General features: G+C 42.8%; 18 protein-coding genes and 1 tRNA gene. 10 read left to right on the plus strand and 9 right to left on the minus strand.

Annotation, left to right across the window (positions count from 1 at the left end; translation table 11 throughout):
* Window positions 1-28: 28 nt before the first annotated feature.
* Window positions 29-99 (plus strand) — tRNA-Cys (locus ACFFGT_RS25710).
* Window positions 100-129: 30 nt separating this feature from the next.
* On the plus strand, window positions 130-303 hold the full coding sequence (locus tag ACFFGT_RS25715; RefSeq protein WP_377025379.1) for a spore protein: 174 nt from the start codon (window positions 130-132) through the stop codon (window positions 301-303).
* Between the two features lie 255 nt (window positions 304-558).
* Here the strand turns inward: ACFFGT_RS25715 and ACFFGT_RS25720 are convergent, their stop codons facing one another.
* Window positions 559-1608, minus strand: a complete 1050-nt coding sequence (locus ACFFGT_RS25720; RefSeq protein WP_377025380.1) for a quinone-dependent dihydroorotate dehydrogenase — start codon at window positions 1606-1608, stop codon at window positions 559-561.
* Window positions 1609-1758: 150 nt separating this feature from the next.
* Here ACFFGT_RS25720 and ACFFGT_RS25725 point away from each other — a divergent pair, with 150 nt between their 5' ends.
* From ACFFGT_RS25725 to ACFFGT_RS25735, 3 genes are all read left to right on the plus strand, one after another.
* The gene (locus ACFFGT_RS25725) at window positions 1759-2208 is read left to right on the plus strand and encodes a hypothetical protein (protein WP_377025381.1); all 450 of its coding nucleotides are present in this window, start codon (window positions 1759-1761) and stop codon (window positions 2206-2208) included.
* 157 nt (window positions 2209-2365) lie between these two features.
* On the plus strand, window positions 2366-2665 hold the full coding sequence (locus ACFFGT_RS25730) for a chorismate mutase (RefSeq protein WP_377025382.1): 300 nt from the start codon (window positions 2366-2368) through the stop codon (window positions 2663-2665).
* 278 nt (window positions 2666-2943) lie between these two features.
* Entirely contained in the window at window positions 2944-4404 is a 1461-nt protein-coding gene (locus ACFFGT_RS25735; RefSeq protein WP_377025383.1) for a glycoside hydrolase family 30 protein, read from the plus strand.
* Between the two features lie 52 nt (window positions 4405-4456).
* Here the strand turns inward: ACFFGT_RS25735 and ACFFGT_RS25740 are convergent, their stop codons facing one another.
* Entirely contained in the window at window positions 4457-5338 is an 882-nt protein-coding gene (locus ACFFGT_RS25740) for an endonuclease/exonuclease/phosphatase family protein (protein ID WP_377025384.1), read from the minus strand.
* A 121-nt stretch (window positions 5339-5459) separates the two neighbouring features.
* On the opposite strand from ACFFGT_RS25740, the gene ACFFGT_RS25745 reads away from it, so the two are divergent.
* Entirely contained in the window at window positions 5460-7352 is a 1893-nt protein-coding gene (locus ACFFGT_RS25745) for an ATP-binding protein (protein WP_377025385.1), read from the plus strand.
* 317 nt (window positions 7353-7669) lie between these two features.
* On the opposite strand, the gene purU is transcribed toward ACFFGT_RS25745, so the two are convergent.
* Window positions 7670-8494: a formyltetrahydrofolate deformylase gene (gene purU / locus ACFFGT_RS25750; protein ID WP_377025386.1), complete on the minus strand. Its 825-nt coding sequence runs from the start codon at window positions 8492-8494 to the stop codon at window positions 7670-7672.
* Window positions 8495-8612: 118 nt separating this feature from the next.
* Between purU and ACFFGT_RS25755 the strand changes: the two genes are divergently transcribed.
* Window positions 8613-9035, plus strand: coding sequence for a hypothetical protein (locus ACFFGT_RS25755; RefSeq protein WP_377025387.1), 423 nt, complete (start codon window positions 8613-8615; stop codon window positions 9033-9035).
* A 303-nt stretch (window positions 9036-9338) separates the two neighbouring features.
* Here the strand turns inward: ACFFGT_RS25755 and ACFFGT_RS25760 are convergent, their stop codons facing one another.
* Both ACFFGT_RS25760 and ACFFGT_RS25765 read right to left on the minus strand, forming a co-directional pair.
* Window positions 9339-9698 (minus strand): hypothetical protein, encoded by a 360-nt coding sequence (locus ACFFGT_RS25760; RefSeq protein ID WP_377025388.1) that lies wholly within the window; start codon window positions 9696-9698, stop codon window positions 9339-9341.
* Window positions 9699-9718: 20 nt separating this feature from the next.
* Window positions 9719-10321: a DUF998 domain-containing protein gene (locus ACFFGT_RS25765; protein ID WP_377025389.1), complete on the minus strand. Its 603-nt coding sequence runs from the start codon at window positions 10319-10321 to the stop codon at window positions 9719-9721.
* Between the two features lie 250 nt (window positions 10322-10571).
* Here ACFFGT_RS25765 and ACFFGT_RS25770 point away from each other — a divergent pair, with 250 nt between their 5' ends.
* Window positions 10572-11618: a sterol desaturase family protein gene (locus ACFFGT_RS25770; RefSeq protein WP_377025390.1), complete on the plus strand. Its 1047-nt coding sequence runs from the start codon at window positions 10572-10574 to the stop codon at window positions 11616-11618.
* Window positions 11619-11743: 125 nt separating this feature from the next.
* On the opposite strand, the gene ACFFGT_RS25775 is transcribed toward ACFFGT_RS25770, so the two are convergent.
* Both ACFFGT_RS25775 and ACFFGT_RS25780 read right to left on the minus strand, forming a co-directional pair.
* Window positions 11744-12727, minus strand: coding sequence for a GlxA family transcriptional regulator (locus ACFFGT_RS25775; RefSeq protein WP_377025391.1), 984 nt, complete (start codon window positions 12725-12727; stop codon window positions 11744-11746).
* 117 nt (window positions 12728-12844) lie between these two features.
* Entirely contained in the window at window positions 12845-13492 is a 648-nt protein-coding gene (locus tag ACFFGT_RS25780) for an ankyrin repeat domain-containing protein (RefSeq protein ID WP_377025392.1), read from the minus strand.
* Window positions 13493-13766: 274 nt separating this feature from the next.
* Between ACFFGT_RS25780 and ACFFGT_RS25785 the strand changes: the two genes are divergently transcribed.
* Window positions 13767-16373 (plus strand): FtsK/SpoIIIE family DNA translocase, encoded by a 2607-nt coding sequence (locus tag ACFFGT_RS25785; protein ID WP_377025393.1) that lies wholly within the window; start codon window positions 13767-13769, stop codon window positions 16371-16373.
* A gap of 69 nt (window positions 16374-16442) precedes the next feature.
* Window positions 16443-17120 (plus strand): outer membrane lipoprotein periplasmic chaperone LolA1, encoded by a 678-nt coding sequence (lolA1, locus tag ACFFGT_RS25790; RefSeq protein WP_377025394.1) that lies wholly within the window; start codon window positions 16443-16445, stop codon window positions 17118-17120.
* 336 nt (window positions 17121-17456) lie between these two features.
* Here lolA1 and ACFFGT_RS25795 read toward each other — a convergent pair whose 3' ends face one another.
* Both ACFFGT_RS25795 and ACFFGT_RS25800 read right to left on the minus strand, forming a co-directional pair.
* A complete protein-coding gene (locus ACFFGT_RS25795) occupies window positions 17457-17996 on the minus strand; it encodes an AAA family ATPase (protein WP_377025395.1) in 540 nt (179 codons plus the stop codon).
* Between the two features lie 7 nt (window positions 17997-18003).
* Entirely contained in the window at window positions 18004-19188 is a 1185-nt protein-coding gene (locus tag ACFFGT_RS25800; protein WP_377025396.1) for an ATP-binding protein, read from the minus strand.
* Between the last annotated feature and the right edge of the window lie 4 nt (window positions 19189-19192).

Genomic DNA, 19192 nt, shown 5'->3' on the forward strand with positions numbered 1-19192 from the left:
ATTACTATCTTTGCAATCCTTTAAAAAGGGTCGGATGGCCGAGTGGCTAGGCAGAGGTCTGCAAAACCTTTTACAGCGGTTCGAATCCGCTTCCGACCTCAGGGTTAAAAAAATTTAAAATAAAAGACAATGGGCGTTACTCGTTTAAAAAGAAAAGACAGGAGAAATAAAACTTTTTCACGCTTAGAAGTTCAGTTCTTGAAACTGGCTACTAACCTTGAATATGGAAGCCGTTCTGCTGAAGCAAAACACAGCCAGATAGCTAAAAACAATGCAGCTTTAGATATCGCATTAGGCAAATAATTTCCTCCTTCTTCGGAAGAAAAAACTTAAAGTCCTGCCGGTTTCCGGCGGGACTTTTTTTTGTGGCTACATTTTGAACCCTGATTCTTAGGATTTGAGGATTGACAGGATAGTTCTCCCCCGTGCCCGTGTCCTCACGGGCACACGTGGATGGTATTTGAAATATATGAACGTACGAAATAAAAAAACATTGGCGTTTCCGTGGGGACACGGAAACGGAGGAACGAAAAGAAAAATCCCAACAATCCTTAAATCCTAAAAATCACGGTTCAGAATCTCCTTATTGATTCTCCCTATCAGCCCCGGCCCTTCATAAATAAAACCAGTATAAAGCTGTACCAATGAAGCGCCGGCGTTCAGTTTCTCAATGGCGTCTTCGGCAGAGTGGATCCCTCCTACGCCAATGATCGGAAATGAAGCGTTTGATTTTTTATGCAGATAGGCTATCACTTCGGTTGAGCGTCGGGTAAGCGGTTTACCGCTCAATCCGCCCATTTCATCCTTTAGTTTTGATGGCGATGACAAATTTTCCCTGCTGATAGTGGTATTGGTAGCAATTACCCCGGCTATACCTGTTTGCTGTACTATATCAACAATATCGTCCAGCTGCGAATCGGTTAAATCGGGGGCTATTTTAAGCAGGATAGGCCTGCTGATGCCATTTTTATTATTGCGTTGTTGCAGCGTGTTCAGGATTTCCATGAGCGGACCTTTTTCCTGCAGGGCACGCAAGCCCGGGGTATTGGGTGAGCTTACATTCACCACAAAATAATCAACCACATCAAACAGGCGGTCAAAGCATTTGATATAATCGTTTACAGCATCTTCGTTAGGGGTGACTTTGTTTTTCCCGATGTTACCACCAATAATCAATTGCTTATTGACATTTTTAGGATCGCGCCTGAAAGCGGCGATCCGCTCGGCAGCTATATCCACACCAAAATTATTAAAGCCCATGCGGTTAATTAGTGCGCTATCTGCCGGCAGGCGAAACATACGCGGCTTTTCATTACCCGGTTGCGGCAGTGGTGTAACCGTACCAATTTCAACAAAACCAAAACCCAGATTGGCCATTTCGCCCATCATTTCGGCATTTTTATCAAAGCCGGCGGCAAGCCCAACCGGGTTCCTGAATTTAAGACCGAAAACTTCACGTTCAAGCTTTGGATCTTTTACATCCCACATCGCCTTACTTAATGATGCACCGCCCGGAAAACGATTAATCCGCTTCAGATTGCGGGTTACAAAATAATGCACATTTTCGGGATCGAACTTAAACAGGATGGGTTTTATGAGCTGATACATGCCGCGAAGTTAGCACATTTTTGTAATGGTGGATAAAGCAGGGCGTGATCAGCATAGTTGAAAACGATTGTACTGGAGATGATGATCTGTTTTACCCTGAGATAAAAAAAACAAACTAACTTTATGTGATAAAAAACTTTCAATTGGCTTATGATTTTTATTTCGGTTACACGCTTAAGGGTTCATTCTTTGCTGAACCTGCTTTCATTTTTCAGTAAAAACGAGGCCTCGGTAAAAGCGTTGCTTAGCACCGAAGGTTTTTTACAGGGGAAGGAGTTGATTGATAAACGGCTTACCTTTTGGACAGTCACCTTATGGAAAGACATAGAAGCAATGAAGAAATTCCGTAATTGTGATGCGCATCGGAAAGCTATGCAAAAGCTACCCCTTTGGTGCGATGAAGCCGCGTACGTTCACTGGTGCCAGGAAGAGCCCGAAATACCCGATTGGGAAACCGTTTATCAAAAATTAATTACCGAAGGGAAAATAACTAAAGTGAAAAAGCCCTCTCCACAACAGGCAAACCTAAGCTACACACCCGTAAAATGGAAAATGATAGAAAGGAATTTGGGAGGGAATAAGGTGTATCCTGTGGGGTGAGTAAACTTTGCTTCAATCCAAAACAATCCATTATCAACCGGGTTATTTCCCTAAATCCACCTCAAAAAATCAACTTATGAAATTGTTAAACCGCGTTTTTATGTTATTTTTAGTGTGTTTGTTCCATTATAGTTTAGTTAACGCGCAATCGACACCTATGACACAAACTTCTGCCAGTAACCCATTGCAAAACAGCCGGATCAAAATTGATTCGATTGATAAAAAACTAATAGCCTTACTGGGCGAACGGGAACGGGTGGTAAAAGAAATAGGCATCTATAAGGCAAAAAACAATATCCCTGCCCTCCAGGCCGACCGCTTTAAACAGGTTTTAGAGAAAACAATTGAGGCCGGAAAACAGGAGGGCCTCTCTGCCACATTCATTACCGAACTCATGAATGCCATCCATAAAGAGAGCCTGCGCATTGAGGAAGAAATTAAAGCTCAAAAGCAATAACAGGTGTAAAAAATACACTACAATTTTCAATGCATTTTAGCGCATCAAATTCAATTGTCACCCAACAATCAAATTCAATTCAAACGCCTCACTATCAATAAATTAAAAACAAAAAACCATTGGTATTAACGCGTATCATTTTGCTTAACAGCAGTCATAGTTGCGATAATTTATATTAGGCATTTTGCTTTTTTTTAATTAAGTTTAATAAATTTGAAAACTCCGGTTAGCCATAGTCCAGGCTGGTAACCAAACCGGTAAGCCTATTTAATTAAACCATGCAAAAAAAGTATTTAATTGCCTGTTTCATAGCCGGCGGATTATTAAAGGCTGGCTTTGTCAGCGCCCAGGTAAAAGCGCCGTATTCGGCAGCAGGTAAATCTGTAAAAGTGATCGTATCTGAGCAAAATGCCGGGTACAGGTTCAAAGAAACCGAAACCCTGAAGTTTGCCGACAAACCGCAACCTGCCGAAACAGAAGTGGCAGTATTTATTGATCCGGCCAAAACATTCCAAACCATGCTCGGTATCGGGGGTGCTTTAACCGACGCCTCGGCCGAAACATTTGCCAAGCTGCCAAAAGATAAGCAGAAAGAGTTTCTGACTGCTTATTATGATAAAATCAAAGGTATCGGTTACTCATTCGGTCGTACTAATATCCAAAGCTGCGATTTTTCGAGCGCGAGCTACAGCTATGTAAAAGATGGAGATAAGGAATTGAAAAGCTTTGACATAAGCCATGATAAAACTTACCGCATTCCTTTTATTAAAGCGGCAACAGCAGCTGCAGGCGGTAAATTAACCCTGTTTGCATCACCATGGAGCCCTCCCGCCTTCATGAAAGATAATAATGATGTACTGCACGGCGGCAAGCTTAAAAAAGAGTTTGACCAAAGCTGGGCCAACTTCTACGTAAAATTTGTTCGCGCTTATGAAAAAGAAGGCATCCCTGTATGGGGCCTTTCTGTACAGAACGAGCCAATGGCAAAACAATCATGGGAATCATGTATGTACACTGCCGAAGAAGAGCGTGATTTTGTAAAGAACTTTTTGGGCCCAACCCTGCAAAAACAAGGCCTTGCAAGTAAAAAACTGATAGTTTGGGACCACAACCGCGATTTACTTTACCAACGCGCCAGCACCATTTTGGAAGACCCTGCAGCTGCCAAATACATCTGGGGCATCGGTTTCCACTGGTATGAAACATGGACAGGTGCCGGTCAAAACTTTGAGGCTACCCGTCGCACACATGAATCATTCCCGGGCAAAAATCTGGTATTTACCGAAGGTTGTATCGAAAAATTTGATTTTAATAAGATCAATGACTGGTCGCTTGGCGAAAGGTACGGCTTATCAATGATCAATGATTTTAATGCCGGTACCGTAGCATGGACAGACTGGAACGTATTGCTTGATGAAAAAGGCGGGCCAAACCACGTAGGCAACTTTTGCTTTGCACCGGTACATGCCGACCTGCGCAATGGCAGCCTCATCTACACCAGCTCATACTATTACATCGGTCATTTCTCAAAATACATCCATCCGGGTGCAAAACGCATCAGCGCAGTAGCCAGCAGGGATAAGCTATTAACAACTGCTTACCAAAACCCCGATGGCTCAATTGCCGTGGTGGTCATGAACAAAACCGACGAAAAAATAGATTACAGCCTTTGGATAAAAGGAAAAGCGGCCGGCACTACTGCCCTGCCGCATTCAATTGCTACACTTATTGTGAAGTAATCATTATAAAAATCTTTAGTTAATCAATCAACTAAATCTCTGGTATGGTGGGTCATTTATGATCCACCATTATCATTACCGGGAAATGGTCGCTTGGTTCCTTAGCTTCGTATTTGTCCGAACCTTTAGCCTTCGCCCTGTAGGTATCTGTTAAAATCCCGTACCGCTTCACCGTAAAATCCTTCGTTACAAAAATATGATCGATACGGCCGGTGGTTTTATTATTAGCATCAAAATCGTTAAAAGTACCGTTGGCAGCATATTTTATGGGTGATAACACATAGCTGTCCTTCAGCGTACCCGAGTTATTGATCACCGCGTAACTATCAGATGTTTGATCGACATTAAAATCGCCCGATAATATAGTGGGCGAATTGCCGCCAAATTCTTTCACCTTTTTCAATACCAGCTTAGCGCTTTCGCGGCGGGCAACAACACCTATATGATCCATATGCAGGTTAAAGTAGTAAAACTTGTAACCTGTTTCTATCTCCTGGAAATACCCCCATGAGCAAATCCTCGGCAGGGCAGCATCCCAGCCTTTGTTTGGCCGGTCGGTAATTGGCGCCATCCAAAAATCGCCATGCTTCAGCAGTTTAAACTTGTCCTTTTTATAAAATATGGCCGAAAACTCACCGGCAGTTTTGCCATCATCCCGGCCAATACCGGTATAGGTGTACTGGGGCATGGCCTGTTTTAAACCGTTAAGCTGGTGTACCAATCCCTCCTGGGTACCAAAAATATCCCAGTCATGAAACCGGATAAGCTGTGTTATAACCGGCAGGCGCTGTTTCCAGCCGTTGCCACGCAGCGAATAATCGTTTGTGGCATTATCATTGCGCAAATTATATGTAGCTATAGTAAGCTGATGCTGTCCATAACTAATTGAAACAGAAAGCATAGCCATAAACATTAAAGAAACCAGTTTTTTCATAAGTGAATATTGAGTTATAATTTTTTAATCTTAAGATTATTTCCAGAAAAAGTTAATAATTAATTAAAAATATTCTTAATTGGGGTGCGGATTAACCTGCATTTTAAACATTGTTTGCCATATGTATAAACAGCCATTTGCAAAAACACTTAAACCATTGGTGTGCCTTGCTTTGGTGCTGTTTTTATGTATCGATGTATTTGCACAAACGGCCGATATCAGCAAGCTGCGGCAGCAAATGGCCCAAACAAAAGATAGTATCACCTATCTTAATCTGTTTAACAAGCTGGGTTTTATGCTGCACATGAAAAGCGCCGACAGCTGCTTTTACTATGGCATAAAAGGCAATGCCATGGCAACCCGCCTTCATTATGAACCCGGCAAGGCCGATGCCCTGGCTAATATTGGTGCAGCTTTATCCCTTAAAGGTTTGTACAGCCAGGGGTTAACCTATTACAGCCAGGCCCTGGCAATTTATAAAAAGAATGGCAACCATGGCGAGGTGGCCTCCATGCTCATGAATTCGGCTATTACGTATAGCTTTACTGGCGATAGTATTAAATCATTACAGTTCACTAAAAAGGCACTTAATGAAATACTGAAAGCCCCTGCTGATAGTATGGCCAGCATGCTGTATGCTAACTATGCGGATATGAACCCCATACTCACTCCCGATTCCGGAGAGTTCTACCTTAAAAAAGCCACAAAAGTAGCCAATCATTTTAAAGATGACCGCACGCTCCTTGTTATCGATCAGCTTTACGCCGACAGGCTCATGCAGCAAAGCAAACATGAGCAGGCTTTGCCTTTTATAAAACATTCCCTGCAAATTGCCCGGAGCAAAAACTGGGAATACCATGAACTGGAAGCCTATAACGCTTACGCAGATTATTACCTCGCCAAAAAACAGGTTGACAGCGCTTTAGCACAATATAACATTATCTACAAAACAGCGCTGGCCAACGGCTTTGTATACTGGCAAACCGAAGTATTAAAACTAATGCTCCACTGCTACGAGCTTAAACACAACTTAACAGAACAGGCCCGTATTAATAAACTGCTGGTAAGCTCGCTTGAGCAAAGCAATGTCAACAGCAATGCTTTTTTGGGCGATTATATTGCTTACAACAATGCCCAGCAACAAGTCAAAAGTCTTGAGTTGCTCAATAAAGATAACAAGGTTAAAATTTGGCTGCTGGTTACGCTTAGCGTACTGGGCTTTGTTTTTATAGCTTTACTATGGCGCATGTATGGCAAAGTACGCAGGCATTCGCGGATGTTATCCATACTTAATGAAAAAATAGCCGGGCAAAATGAGGAACTAAAACTTACCGACGAGTTTAAAGGAAGGCTGATCTCTATGCTGGCCCATGATTTTCGGGCGCCGCTGGCCTCAACTATCTCCATGATCCGCCTGCTGCGTGAAGATGAGGGCGACTTTGAGAAAAAACAACTCCTTGACCTGTATGACCTGATAGAAACCGACATTCAGAATATCCTGCTCACCTTTGATAATATTTTACAGTGGATAAAAAAACAACTTTCGGGCTATGTGTTTAATGCGCAAACACTATCGGTAAATGAACTGATTGATGATGCAGCATCCATGTTCAAGCTCAGCATCGATGCAAAGAAAATCGTTTTCAGGAATGAAGTGCCCGATAACCTCAATTATTTTTCGGATAAGGAGATCATCCAGTTCATTAACCGCAACCTTATCCACAATGCTATCAAGTTTTCGCCTGCGGAGGGTGCTATTACAGTAAGCGCACAGGTTAGGGCCAATGAGCTTGTCATATCAGTAAAAGATGAAGGAAAAGGTATCAGTGAAAATATGCTGAAGCAATTGTTCTCCTTCAACAATAATCAAAAAACCGAATCGCTTGATAAAGGGGCCGGTATAGCCTTAACCATTTGCAGGGAGTTCATCACTAAAATAAACGGCCGGCTTTGGGCCGAGAGTACAGAAAAGAAAGGCACTACCTTTTATTATGCTTTGCCCTTGGAAGGATAGTTTTCTTATTCAGCAGGACTTCATTCAGAGAAGGATTTCTATTCCCTCCCCTGGGCTACTGTGTGTAGACATCTTTTGGGATCTTAACAATCAATAAAACAAATTGTCATTTCGACGAACCTGTTGGAGAATTGTGGGTTGGAGGTGAGGAGAAATCTTATACCTCCTGCTCTAAAACTTGCAAAAAGCTTTACAGGGCGTATAAGATTTCTCTTTCGCTCCCGCCGCTCAGCCTGCCCTGCTCTATCGAAATGACATTTTCTTTTACTTAAAGAAATGTGTACACACAGTAGCCCAGGGGAAGGAGTCGCACTTTCCTACCCAAACACCACCGTTTTGTTCTTATACACAAACACCCTGTCTTCAAAAACCAGTTTCAGGGCTTTGGCCAGTACGGCGGTTTCAACTTCCTGACCGGCTTTTACCATGTCTGTCCAGTTGTAGGAGTGGTTTACCGGGACAATCTGCTGGGCAATGATCGGGCCTTCGTCCAGTTCATTTGATACGTAATGCGCTGTAGCCCCTATCAATTTTACTCCCCGTTCAAATGCCTGCTTATAAGGGTTGGCACCTATGAACGCCGGTAAAAACGAGTGATGGATATTAATGATCTTCATCGGAAATTCGGCTACAAACTGTGGCGACAGGATCCGCATAAATTTAGCCAGTACTACATAATCGGGAGTGTACTGCTTAATGGTATCAATAACCTGCTGTTCAAATTCGGCCTTACTTGCCTGTTCGTGGCTGATATGATAAAAGGGGATATCAAAGCGCTCGCATATATTTTGCAGTTTGGCATGGTTGCCAATAACGCATTGCACACTTGCCCCAAGGGTATTAAAATGGTTCCGCACCAGGATATCGCTCAGGCAATGATACTCTTTGGTAACCAGCACAACTACTTTCTTTACAGGCTCAGGGTTTACTGAAATATAGGAGCCATCGGGCAATATTTTACGTAAGGAATCTTCAATACCTGCATCATCCCCGTCTTCAACCTCCAGGCGTGTAAAAAAAACGTTTTCGTTATGATCAACATGCTCACGCATGGAAACTATGTTAAGCAGGTGTTTGGCTAATGTTGCAGATATGGCCGCCACAAGGCCCACTTTGTCTTTACACTGTATTACAATTATCATGCTTTAATGATACAAAGAATTTTACTGAATATACAACAGGCATTCCCTTTAAATTATTTGTAATTTATTGTAGCAAAGCCACGTGCTGCACCGTAAGGTATTTTATAACCCAACAATTATGAAAAATTTCCTGTTAGTAGCTTCAGCAATTTTATTATGTAGTATCACCGCCTGCAATAAAGGCAACCTGCCTGGCCCGGGCAGCAACAGTATAATTGGCAAATGGCGCTGGGTAAAATCAGTTGGAGGCATTGGCGGCTTTACCGTTACCCCCCAAAGCAGCGGCCGTACCTTTCGCAATGAATTTAATGCCGATAGCAGTTTCAAAAGGTTCCAAAACGATACACTGTTAATCAGCGGCAATTTCCGTACTATCAAAGATTATAAATACAGTCCGACCCAAACAGTAGATATATTATCGATATCCGGGCCCGCCCTGGATACCCGCCCTGTATCATACCTCATACGGCACGATTCCTTATACCTCAACGACATTTATATTGCCGATGGGTATAACGAAGTGTATGTGCGGATGAAATAAACAGCCGTTACTCACCCCGGCATAGACGTTGCCACTCCGTCTCCTTTCACCATGTGTTGTAAAAGGAGGCTTTTTGTCATCCTGAGTGAAATGAAGGATCTTCTTCAATATGCATATTCGCTATACAGGGCGAAGAAGATGCTTCGTTCCTCAGCATGACAAAGGGGGCAAATATCATTTTTCTCCTTCAAAGTCCCTGGGTCATACCTACTCAGCATGACAAAAGTTTTTTTAACACGTCATGCTCATATCTTTATACTAATTAAAGCATGTCAATGTTAGAGCACGACATACCTTTTACATTTAATTAGCACTATGCCCCACCTTCATCATATCCCGTACCGCCCGCGCTAATGAGATCTTCTCATCACTATCCAATTCCTTTTTCTTTTCGCCGTCGTTAAACTGGTAGGTAATGCGGCCATTGTAATCGCTTTCGGCATTCATTTCAAAGTCGTTGTTTTTGTATTTCACTTTACCATTGGGCGAGATCCTGCTGATGCCTGAGCTATCGGCAGTAAAATACACATGGCCCCAGTATTCAATCCTTCTTTCTTTGCCATTGCCGTTCTCAACAATAACGGTATGCCTTCCGCCTATGTGGCAGGCATCTAACAGGGCTATCAAACCAATGACAACCAATACGTAACCTAATTTTTTCATGTTGTTATTTTAATGATGATTTATTTTAATTGATGTTGTTCTTTATTATCAAGGAGTTTTATAAAACAGCTGCCCAGCGACACAAACCAAACCGACCAGCCCAAATGAGCAAACCTTTGAATAAGCCCGGTATAATTGTTTTGAATAGTGGCCGAAGGAATGAAACGCAGGAAGATGAGCAGCATAATACCCAGGCTTAACAATGATAGTTTTCTGATCTGCTTAAAATCATCCCCCCGCCATAAAATAACGGACAGCAGTGCACCTACATAAAGCAGCAGAAACACCGGCCCTGATGCCGGATGCAAAGGATTGCCCGAATGAAATATAGCCGCCCAGCCAAACATGATGGGAAAGCCTATCACCCCAAACACAGGCAGGATATTGAGCTGCAGCTGGCTGCATGCAATAAACAGGCCTGCCATAAAAAACACACTGAGCACCGTATTGAGCAGAGTAAATGTTTCCATCAAGGTTTCGGATTTTGTGCCGATAGCGCCCAGCTCACTTATAGTGTTGCTGAAGTGATTGTAATTGCCGTGCACAAAGCCACAAACAATAGTTGAAAGCCAGAATATAATGGGAATGATGATGCCGGTATACAGGAGTGGTTTAGTATCCATTTTTAATAATGTATAAATTGTTTTTCTTTCAATTAAAACAAAGTTAACATTAAACAAGGTACTATACAATACATAGTACTATATTTTTTATTTTATTTTTTTAAAGCAGAACTCCTGAAAAGCGCAAACCGGCTAAGTCGATTGTGCATTATGTTAAACTTTTAAAAAAACGTCATGTACCTACATACATACAAACAAAAAAATTCATAAATTTGAACAAACCTTTTAACGGTTAACCCAATTTTTCTATATGGATTTTTTAAAAACGATATACGATCATATTACAGGATTTTTCGGCCTCGGCGGACTATATGACATCATTAAATCGGGCGACTATGGCAAACTGCTTACTTACGATGGTATCACAGCTTTATTAGGCCCTATGCTCCCTGTACTGCTCGTGTTTGAGATTATCAGGGGTGCCTTTTATAAAAGATTTAAGGTGATCCATTATAAGATCTCCTTTTGGACATATGTGCTAAATGCTTACATAGGCAGTGTGCTTTCCATAGCTATGGTGGCATTTTGCATCGGCTTCTTTTCGCGCTTTGCCATTTTTAAAACAAGCTTTACCTGGTACTGGTTTATTTACGGCTATATTGTATGGGAGTTTGCGCACTTTTGGTATCATTACCTTGCACACAAGGTGAGGATCCTGTGGTGCCTGCACTCAACCCACCATGCGCCCGAAAGCATGAACCTTTCGGTTACTTTTGCCCATTTCTTCCTCGAAGGGCCCTATGCCGACCTGATCCGTACCAGCATTTGTATTTTATTAGGTGTTAACCCGCCAATGCTGTTTGTGATCATGTTTATTGATGGCTTTTGGGGATCGATGATCCATATTGGTGAAAACCTTGTAGAAGACGGGCGCCTTGGCTTCCTGAACAAAATTGTACTTACACCCTCACATCACCGGGTGCATCACGCGCGTAACCCATTATATATGGATACCAATTTTTGCAACCTCCTGCCAATATGGGATAAAGTTTTCGGTACTTACCAAAATGAAGACCGTAAGATCCCCATTGAATATGGCATCAGCAGGCCTATGGTTAAAAACAGCTTTTTAGATGCTTATTTTGGCGAGATCATAGCGCTGGCCAAAGATGTATACAAAGCGCCAGGCATTAAAAACAAGTTCCTATATATGGTAATGCCGCCCGGCTGGAGCCATACCGGTGATCATAAAATGACAACAGTAGTTAAAAAGGCCTATTTTGAATCGCTTGGAGAAGAGCGGGTTCAACAGGAAAAGAAGAATGTGAAACAGGGTGAAAAGGAAGAGGTGGTTTAAAACTGATACTTTTCCTAACCCGTCATTGCGAGGTACGAAGCAATCCCCAAGAAGCAGAGAGGCTATGCAAGTCACCCTTTATAGTTCGCGATTGCTTCGTACCTCGCAATGACGTGGTGTAGAGTTTAATTCTCCAGCACAGCCCTCCTGCAATATTTGCTCCTATAATCCTGCGGGGTTAACCCGGTTATCCGTTTAAAGATCTTTCTGAAGGTCTTCAGGTCATTATAACCAACCTTATACATCAGCTCGCTGATATTGGAATTGGTTTTCTCCAGTCCCTTTTTTACCGATTCTATCTTTACCTTTTGCAGGTATTCCATCGGGGTATTTTGCGTAGCGCTTTTAAACCGGCGAATAAAATTCCGCTTGCTCATATTGGTTTGCCCCGCAATCTCCTCTACCGAAATAGCCAGGTGGTAATTGTTTTCGATAAACAATTGCGAGCGCATAATTTCCTGGTCTTCATGCTGGTGCTGTCCTTCAAATACTTTAAAATGTGCCTGGCTGGTACGGTCAATATCCAGCGAAAACATTTTGCTGGCCCAAATTCCCGTATCCCTGCCGCAATATTTTTCAATCAGGTACAGGATCAGGTTCATGCTTGAAAAAGCCCCGCCGCTGGTATAGGTGCCGTCTTTATCGGTGGTTACCATATCGGGTAAAATATCAACCTTCGGGTAGCGGCGCTTCATATCATCAACAGCAACCCAGTGCGTGGTACAGGGCTTACCGTCAAGCACCCCTGCTTCGGCCAAAAAATAGCTGCCAAAACACAGACTGGCTACTTCGGCACCTTTATCATACATGTTCCTTATAAAGTCTATCAGATTTTTGTTTTTACGCATTACCAGGTCGGGCGGGCCGTAAAAAGCCGGGGCAATTACGAGGTCGATATCTTTGATCTCATCAATGGTTTTAAAACCGGTGAACTGGGCAGGGAAATAAAGCAGGTTATTATTTATTTTTTCGCCTACAAGCATTACGCTAAAGGCTTCGGTTTTACCGCTCTCTACCAAAAAACGGTTAGTATGCCTCACCATATCCAACACACCCGATATGGTTGAAAGATTAATGTCTTCGTGAATAAGCAGCGCTATTTCTTTCATTTGTTATAATTCAGGTTATTACAAATATATAAAAGCACCCGACACAACAAGTCCAAAAAATGCCAATAGGTGATAAATACCTATTATTTAACTAATTTAAAATTAGGCGTTTAAACATTAACTCAGGATTTCAGCTATCTCTTCAAAGCCTTTTTCGCGGGCCAGATCGGCAGGGAGTTTGCCGCCTTCCATCCGGGTAAAAACCTCTGCACCGCTTTCCAGCAGCAGGATGATCAGCTCCAGGTTACCATTTTGCGCAGCCGAATGCAGCGGTGTGGCACCTGCCTGCTGTACCACATTCACTTTAGCGCCGTTTTCAATCAGCATCCGGGCTATATCAGTGTAATTACCGGCTGTTGCCGAATGAATGGGGAACACATTGAAACCATTGTTTGATTGCAGGTTAACACTTGCACCTTTCAGCACCAGGTACCGGGCCACAGCAAACTGCCCAAAATAACAGGCCAGTCCAAGAGCCGTAAAGCCATCATCGGCATAATCATCAAGTGTGTTTGGGTTAGTAGCCACCAGGTGGGCAACCGTATCAAACTTACCGGCAGCTGCAGCTTCAAATAAACTGATATCGCTTACATAACTTAACAGTAAATTGGTAACCTCGGGCTTTTTATAATAGCACGAAAGCATAAGCGGCGATACGTTAAGGCTTGTTTTCTTTAAAGCCAGCACCCGGTCGCGGCCAAGCAGGGTGTTGATACTATCTAAATCGGCAGATGCAATGTATTCTTCCAGTCTTTCTATGCTCATTACCTGGTTAAGTAAAGCGTTTACGATTACGCGGCTATTGTAAGTATTTTGTTAAACTTACGTTTTTTATTGCGGGTAAATGTTGTTTTTCAATTATACTAAAAAATTAAAAATATTACCAATAAGTTATATAATCTGTTAACTTTATATTCATTCGGCCTGTAATTTTTGGCAGGCTAATGAATCTTATATAAAATATTTAACCGGTGCAGCTGCAAAGTTTACATGGGTGAAATTTTACGTAAGTTTGCACATAAACGATTGTTACATCAGGATGCCGGCAAAAGGAAACCAGTTTAGATCAAATAATTTCAAGGGAGAAAATCAGCCACGCCAAAGCGGCAAGGCCGAAAAGGAGCAAGTGACAGGCAGGAAATTACCTAAACTGCCCAGCTTTGACTTTGATTATGAAAATAGCAAAGCTGTTAAAATAGCAGGTTTGTTTTCACTGCTATTATCCATTTTTTTCCTCATTGCTTTTACATCGTACCTGTTTACCTGGCAGGAAGATCAAAGCTATATTTCCAAAACAAACGGTGGCTGGCATAACCTTTCAACCGGTACCACTATTCATGAAATCGCCGATCTGAATGATCCGGGCATGAGGGCGCAAAACTGGCTGGGCAAGTTTGGCGCACTATTATCAAACCAGTTTATTTATGAGTGGTTTGGCGTGGCTTCGTTCCTGTTCATTTTTATATTTTTTGTTGTGGGATACCGCCTGCTTTTTAAAGCCAGGTTATTCTCTATCCGTAAAACACTGGCTTATTCGCTGTTCAGCATTGTTTTTATTTCTGTGGCGATAGCTTATTTCCACTCATTTATAATTGATTATCCGCACTACTTTGAAGGTGGTTTTGGTTTTTGGAGCAACCGCCTGCTTGCAGCGCAGATAGGCGAAGCCGGTACCGGCGGCTTGCTGGTGTTTTTAGCGCTTACCGTACTGGTGATAGCCTATAACATCGACTTTAAAATACCACAGCGCAAAAACCGCCCGGTTGCAGCAATGATGGTTGATGAAGTAGCACCCGAACCTGTTGAACTGATTGATGAAGAGCCTTCAACACCGCTTGAATGGCCACGGGGAAATAATAAGATCCGCGAGACCCATGTAAGCAGCATCATGCCCGAACCAATGGTGCAGGAACCGCTTATGCCACCGCTAAGGCAAACACCTATGGAGCAGGTACCCGAATTTCATGAGCCGGTAGTATTGAGGCCGACAAATACCATTAAACACGAGCCCGAAGAGGAAGAAGAAATCCCACTTACCATTGATACCAACAGGCCACTGCCCGAGTTAAGCGTTGAAAAAACCGATAACGAAAAAGCAAACGACCTGGTAAGCCAGTTCGGGATTTATGACCACAAGCTTGACCTTGCTACATATAAGTTCCCGCACCTGGATTTATTAGAGAACCACGGTTCAAACAAGATCTCGGTTAATGCCGAAGAGCTGGAAGCCAACAAGAACAAAATTGTTGAAACGCTGAACCACTATAACATTGAGATTGATAAGATCAAAGCTACTATCGGCCCAACAGTCACCCTGTATGAAATTATCCCTGCGCCGGGTGTGCGGATCAGCAAGATCAAAAACCTGGAGGACGATATCGCGTTAAGCTTAGCCGCTTTGGGCATCCGCATCATTGCCCCGATGCCGGGTAAGGGAACTATCGGTATTGAGGTGCCTAATCAAAACCCCGAAATGGTTTCGATGCGCTCTATCCTGTCAACCGAAAAATTTCAGAACACCACGATGGATCTGCCTATCGCATTAGGTAAAACCATATCGAACGAGGTATTTATTGCCGATTTGGCCAAAATGCCCCACTTGCTGGTTGCAGGTGCTACCGGCCAGGGTAAATCAGTTGGTATTAACGCCATCCTGGTATCGCTACTGTATAAAAAACACCCTGCCGAACTCAAGTTTGTACTGGTTGACCCTAAAAAGGTAGAGCTTACGCTGTTCCGCAAGATAGAAAGGCACTTTTTGGCTAAACTGCCTGATGACGGCGACGCCATCATCACCGATACCAAAAAAGTGGTGAATACGCTCAATTCGCTTTGTATTGAGATGGATCAGCGTTATGACTTGCTTAAAGACGCGCAGGTACGTAACCTGAAAGAGTACAATGCCAAATTTGTAAACCGCAAAATCAGCGATCCGGAAAAACACCGTTACCTGCCCTTTATAGTACTGGTGATTGACGAGTTTGCCGATTTGATGATGACCGCGGGTAAAGAAGTGGAAATGCCTATTGCCCGTATTGCGCAGCTGGCCCGCGCGGTGGGCATCCATTTGGTTATTGCCACACAGCGCCCTTCTGTTAATATTATTACAGGTACCATTAAGGCCAACTTCCCTTCAAGGCTGGCATTCAGGGTGCTTTCTAAAATCGATTCACGTACCATTCTTGATGCCGGCGGTGCAGATCAGCTGATCGGTCGCGGGGATATGCTGTTCTCAACAGGCAGCGACCTCATCCGTTTGCAGTGTGCCTTTGTGGATACGCCTGAAGTTGAAGCTATCTCCGACTTTATCGGTAACCAGAAAGGCTATCCATCGGCCATGTACCTGCCTGAGTATGTTGGTGAAGGTGAAGCCAGCGGCGGTGCCAAAGAATATGATCCTGACGATCGCGACCCGATGTTTGAAGATGCTGCCCGTTTGATCGTGCTCCACCAGCAGGGCTCAACATCGCTTATACAGCGCAAAATGAAGCTGGGCTATAACCGCGCCGGCCGAATCATTGACCAACTGGAAGCTGCCGGAATTGTAGGCCCATTTGAGGGCAGCAAGGCCCGTGATGTGCTTTACCCGGACGAGTACAGTCTTGAGCGCTACCTCGAAACACTTCAAAAACCTATTAAAGATTAAACCAAGCCCAATTTAATTACTCTAAACCAATAACTATTAATGATAATAGTTGTTGTTGAATAAAACTGAATGAAAAAGATCATAGCATATACCATTTTAGCAATAAGTACATACAGCACTGCTTTTGCACAGAAAGACACGCAGGCAAAAGCAATTTTAAGCGAGGTAAGCCAAAAATACCGTTCATACGATGTTATTAAAACTGATTTTACCTTTAGCCTGAATAATCCGCAGGCCAACATCAAAGAAACACAAACCGGCACGCTGATCTCAAAGGCAAAAACCGGCAAATACAGGGTAACATTATACAGCTCGGCCACAAAACCCGAAGTTGACAAAGAGATCCTGAGCGATGGCAAAAGCCAGTGGACATACCTTAAAAAAGATAAGGAAGTACAGGTGAGCGATGCCGACAAAAGTGGTGACGGGTTAAGCAACCCGGCCCAGATTTTTACCATGTATGAAAAAGGTTTTAAATACCTGTACACCGGCGAACAAAAGATAGCAGGCAAAACTTACCAAACCATTGAGCTTACACCCGAAGATGATAAAAAAGCCATTTTTAAAGTGAAGCTAACTATCGATAAAGTAAAAAAACAGATTTACAGCGCTTTGCTATTTGATAAAAACGGCAACAGGTATACTTATACCGTGCGCACCTTTAACCCTAACATACCCGCTCCTGATGCTACTTTTGCCTGGGATGCCAAAGGCCATCCTGGCGTTGAGGTTGTGGATTTGAGGTAGGCTATTTTAGATGTGAGATTTGAGATATTTAAAGCGGGTGATTTTATCATCCGCTTTTTCTTTTGCCACCGCTCTACTATTTGCTACAGTTGTTATAGGTAAAAAGATGAAAACATTATAATTGATAAACTTGGGCACTTAATAAAACCATGTCATTGCGAGGAGCGAAACGGCCCTGCGTGGTAGGGCGACGTGGCAATCTCGTAGCTTTGCATTACCACAGCACATCCACCCTGTATAGCGACGAGATTGCCGTGCTATCGCTCGCAATGACATAGTTTTTCCTTTACTGGTTGAAGTTACGCCATAGCTAAATTCCGACCAGTTCCCGTGGTTTTACGCATTCAACTCAGCAATCTTCCCTAAAACAGCTTCTACCCTGTCCTCAACACTTGTATCTCCCTCAATAACAAGCAAAGGCGTTTTAAGGTTATTCATCCAATTTTTGTGCGAATGTAAGCTGCGGCTGTTGGTGATCAATTCATCATATCCACGTGCCCAATCTATAAACTCGTGGTAAAGTCGGTTGCGCTCCCTGTCTGTATGGATGATATCGCCATAACGTTCAAATTCTCTATCTCTCAATCGTTGCAACCTTATCTCCTGCGGAATATATAAAAACACCGACAGGTTAAACTGCCAGTTATTATTCCAATTGATGACGGAACCACCTAAGATCCAGTTTTCCACACCGGCCATCTCATTGTTGATCAAAGCATTTCTTTCATCAGGCAACCGCCGGTTAGTAAAAGGAGGATCGGAAGGAAACCAGAAATAATGATCACTGTCGAAATACGGGTAGTTAAGCTTTTCACTTAAAGCTTTGCCAAGCGTGGTTACGCCCGAGCCTGAAGCACCGAAGATGTTGATGTGCATAAAATTATTAAAATAGTTCTACAGGATTGATTGACAGGAATTCCTGCCAGCTCAAACCTTGTTTTCCGATCAGCAATATTTTATTAGGGTTAAACTGTTTTTGAAATTCTTTCATCCCCGTTGTTTCCTTATCGTTATTGCTTTTCACCTCAAGCGCAATAACTTTACCGCGGCGTTCCAGCACAAAGTCAACCTCGTCATTTCCGTTTCGCCAATAATATACCTTAAACCCTTCGGTTAGGGCAAAGTTAGTTAAATGAGCTCCAACCGCTGATTCAACAATACGTCCCCACTCAGCGGGATTAGCAACAATTTCATTAAACATCCCGTTGCTTTGAGCACTGATTAAAGCAGTATTATGCACCTGGAATTTAGGGCTTGATGAGCGCTTACGGATAATATCGGCAGCATATTTTTCAATCCCACCCAACAAACCTGCCGTATCCAGCAGCGTTAAATAATGAGATAAGGTTGTGGTATTTCCCGCGTCTAATAATTGTCCCTGAAGTTTTGTGTATGAAAGTATCTGCCCGGAATAAAGACAGCCTAATTCAAACAGCCTTTTCATTAATGCAGGTTTATCAACCCTGGTAAGCATCAAAATATCTTTAGAGATACTGGTTTCAATTAATGAGTTATTTACATAATTCTTCCAGCGCTCTTCATCCTCAATTAATGAGGCTGATCCCGGATAGCCGCCAAACCAGGCAAACTGGTCGGCGTTCCACCCAAAGGCATCATGCATTTCGGTAAACGACCAATGGCTGATATAGGTACTTTCAAAACGTCCGGCAAGCGATTCGGTAAGCCCCTGCTGTAATAACAATCGTGATGAGCCTAACAATATGACTTTAAGGTTTCTATCGTCGCGCGTATCCTTATCCCATAAACGCTTAACAATTTCGCTCCAGTTACTTATTTTTTGAATTTCATCTATAATCAACAAAAATTCCTTTGCATTTTGCTGATCCATTTTTACCCGCACACTTTCCCACAGTTGATCAACCCAAACCGAATTAGAGGCCGAGATAGCATCTGCAGACTCAAAAACATAAGGCATATCCGTTTTTTTTAATAACTGACCAACAAGTGTGGTTTTTCCTACCTGCCGCGGCCCCATTATTACCTGGATAAAGCGACGGGGCTCCTTAATCCTTTTTATAAATAACTGGAGATAAGACCTTTCATACATAAAA

Origin of the sequence: Mucilaginibacter angelicae (assembly GCF_042434235.1) — a bacterium.
In the GTDB taxonomy this organism is placed as follows: Bacteria; Bacteroidota; Bacteroidia; order Sphingobacteriales; family Sphingobacteriaceae; genus Mucilaginibacter; species Mucilaginibacter angelicae.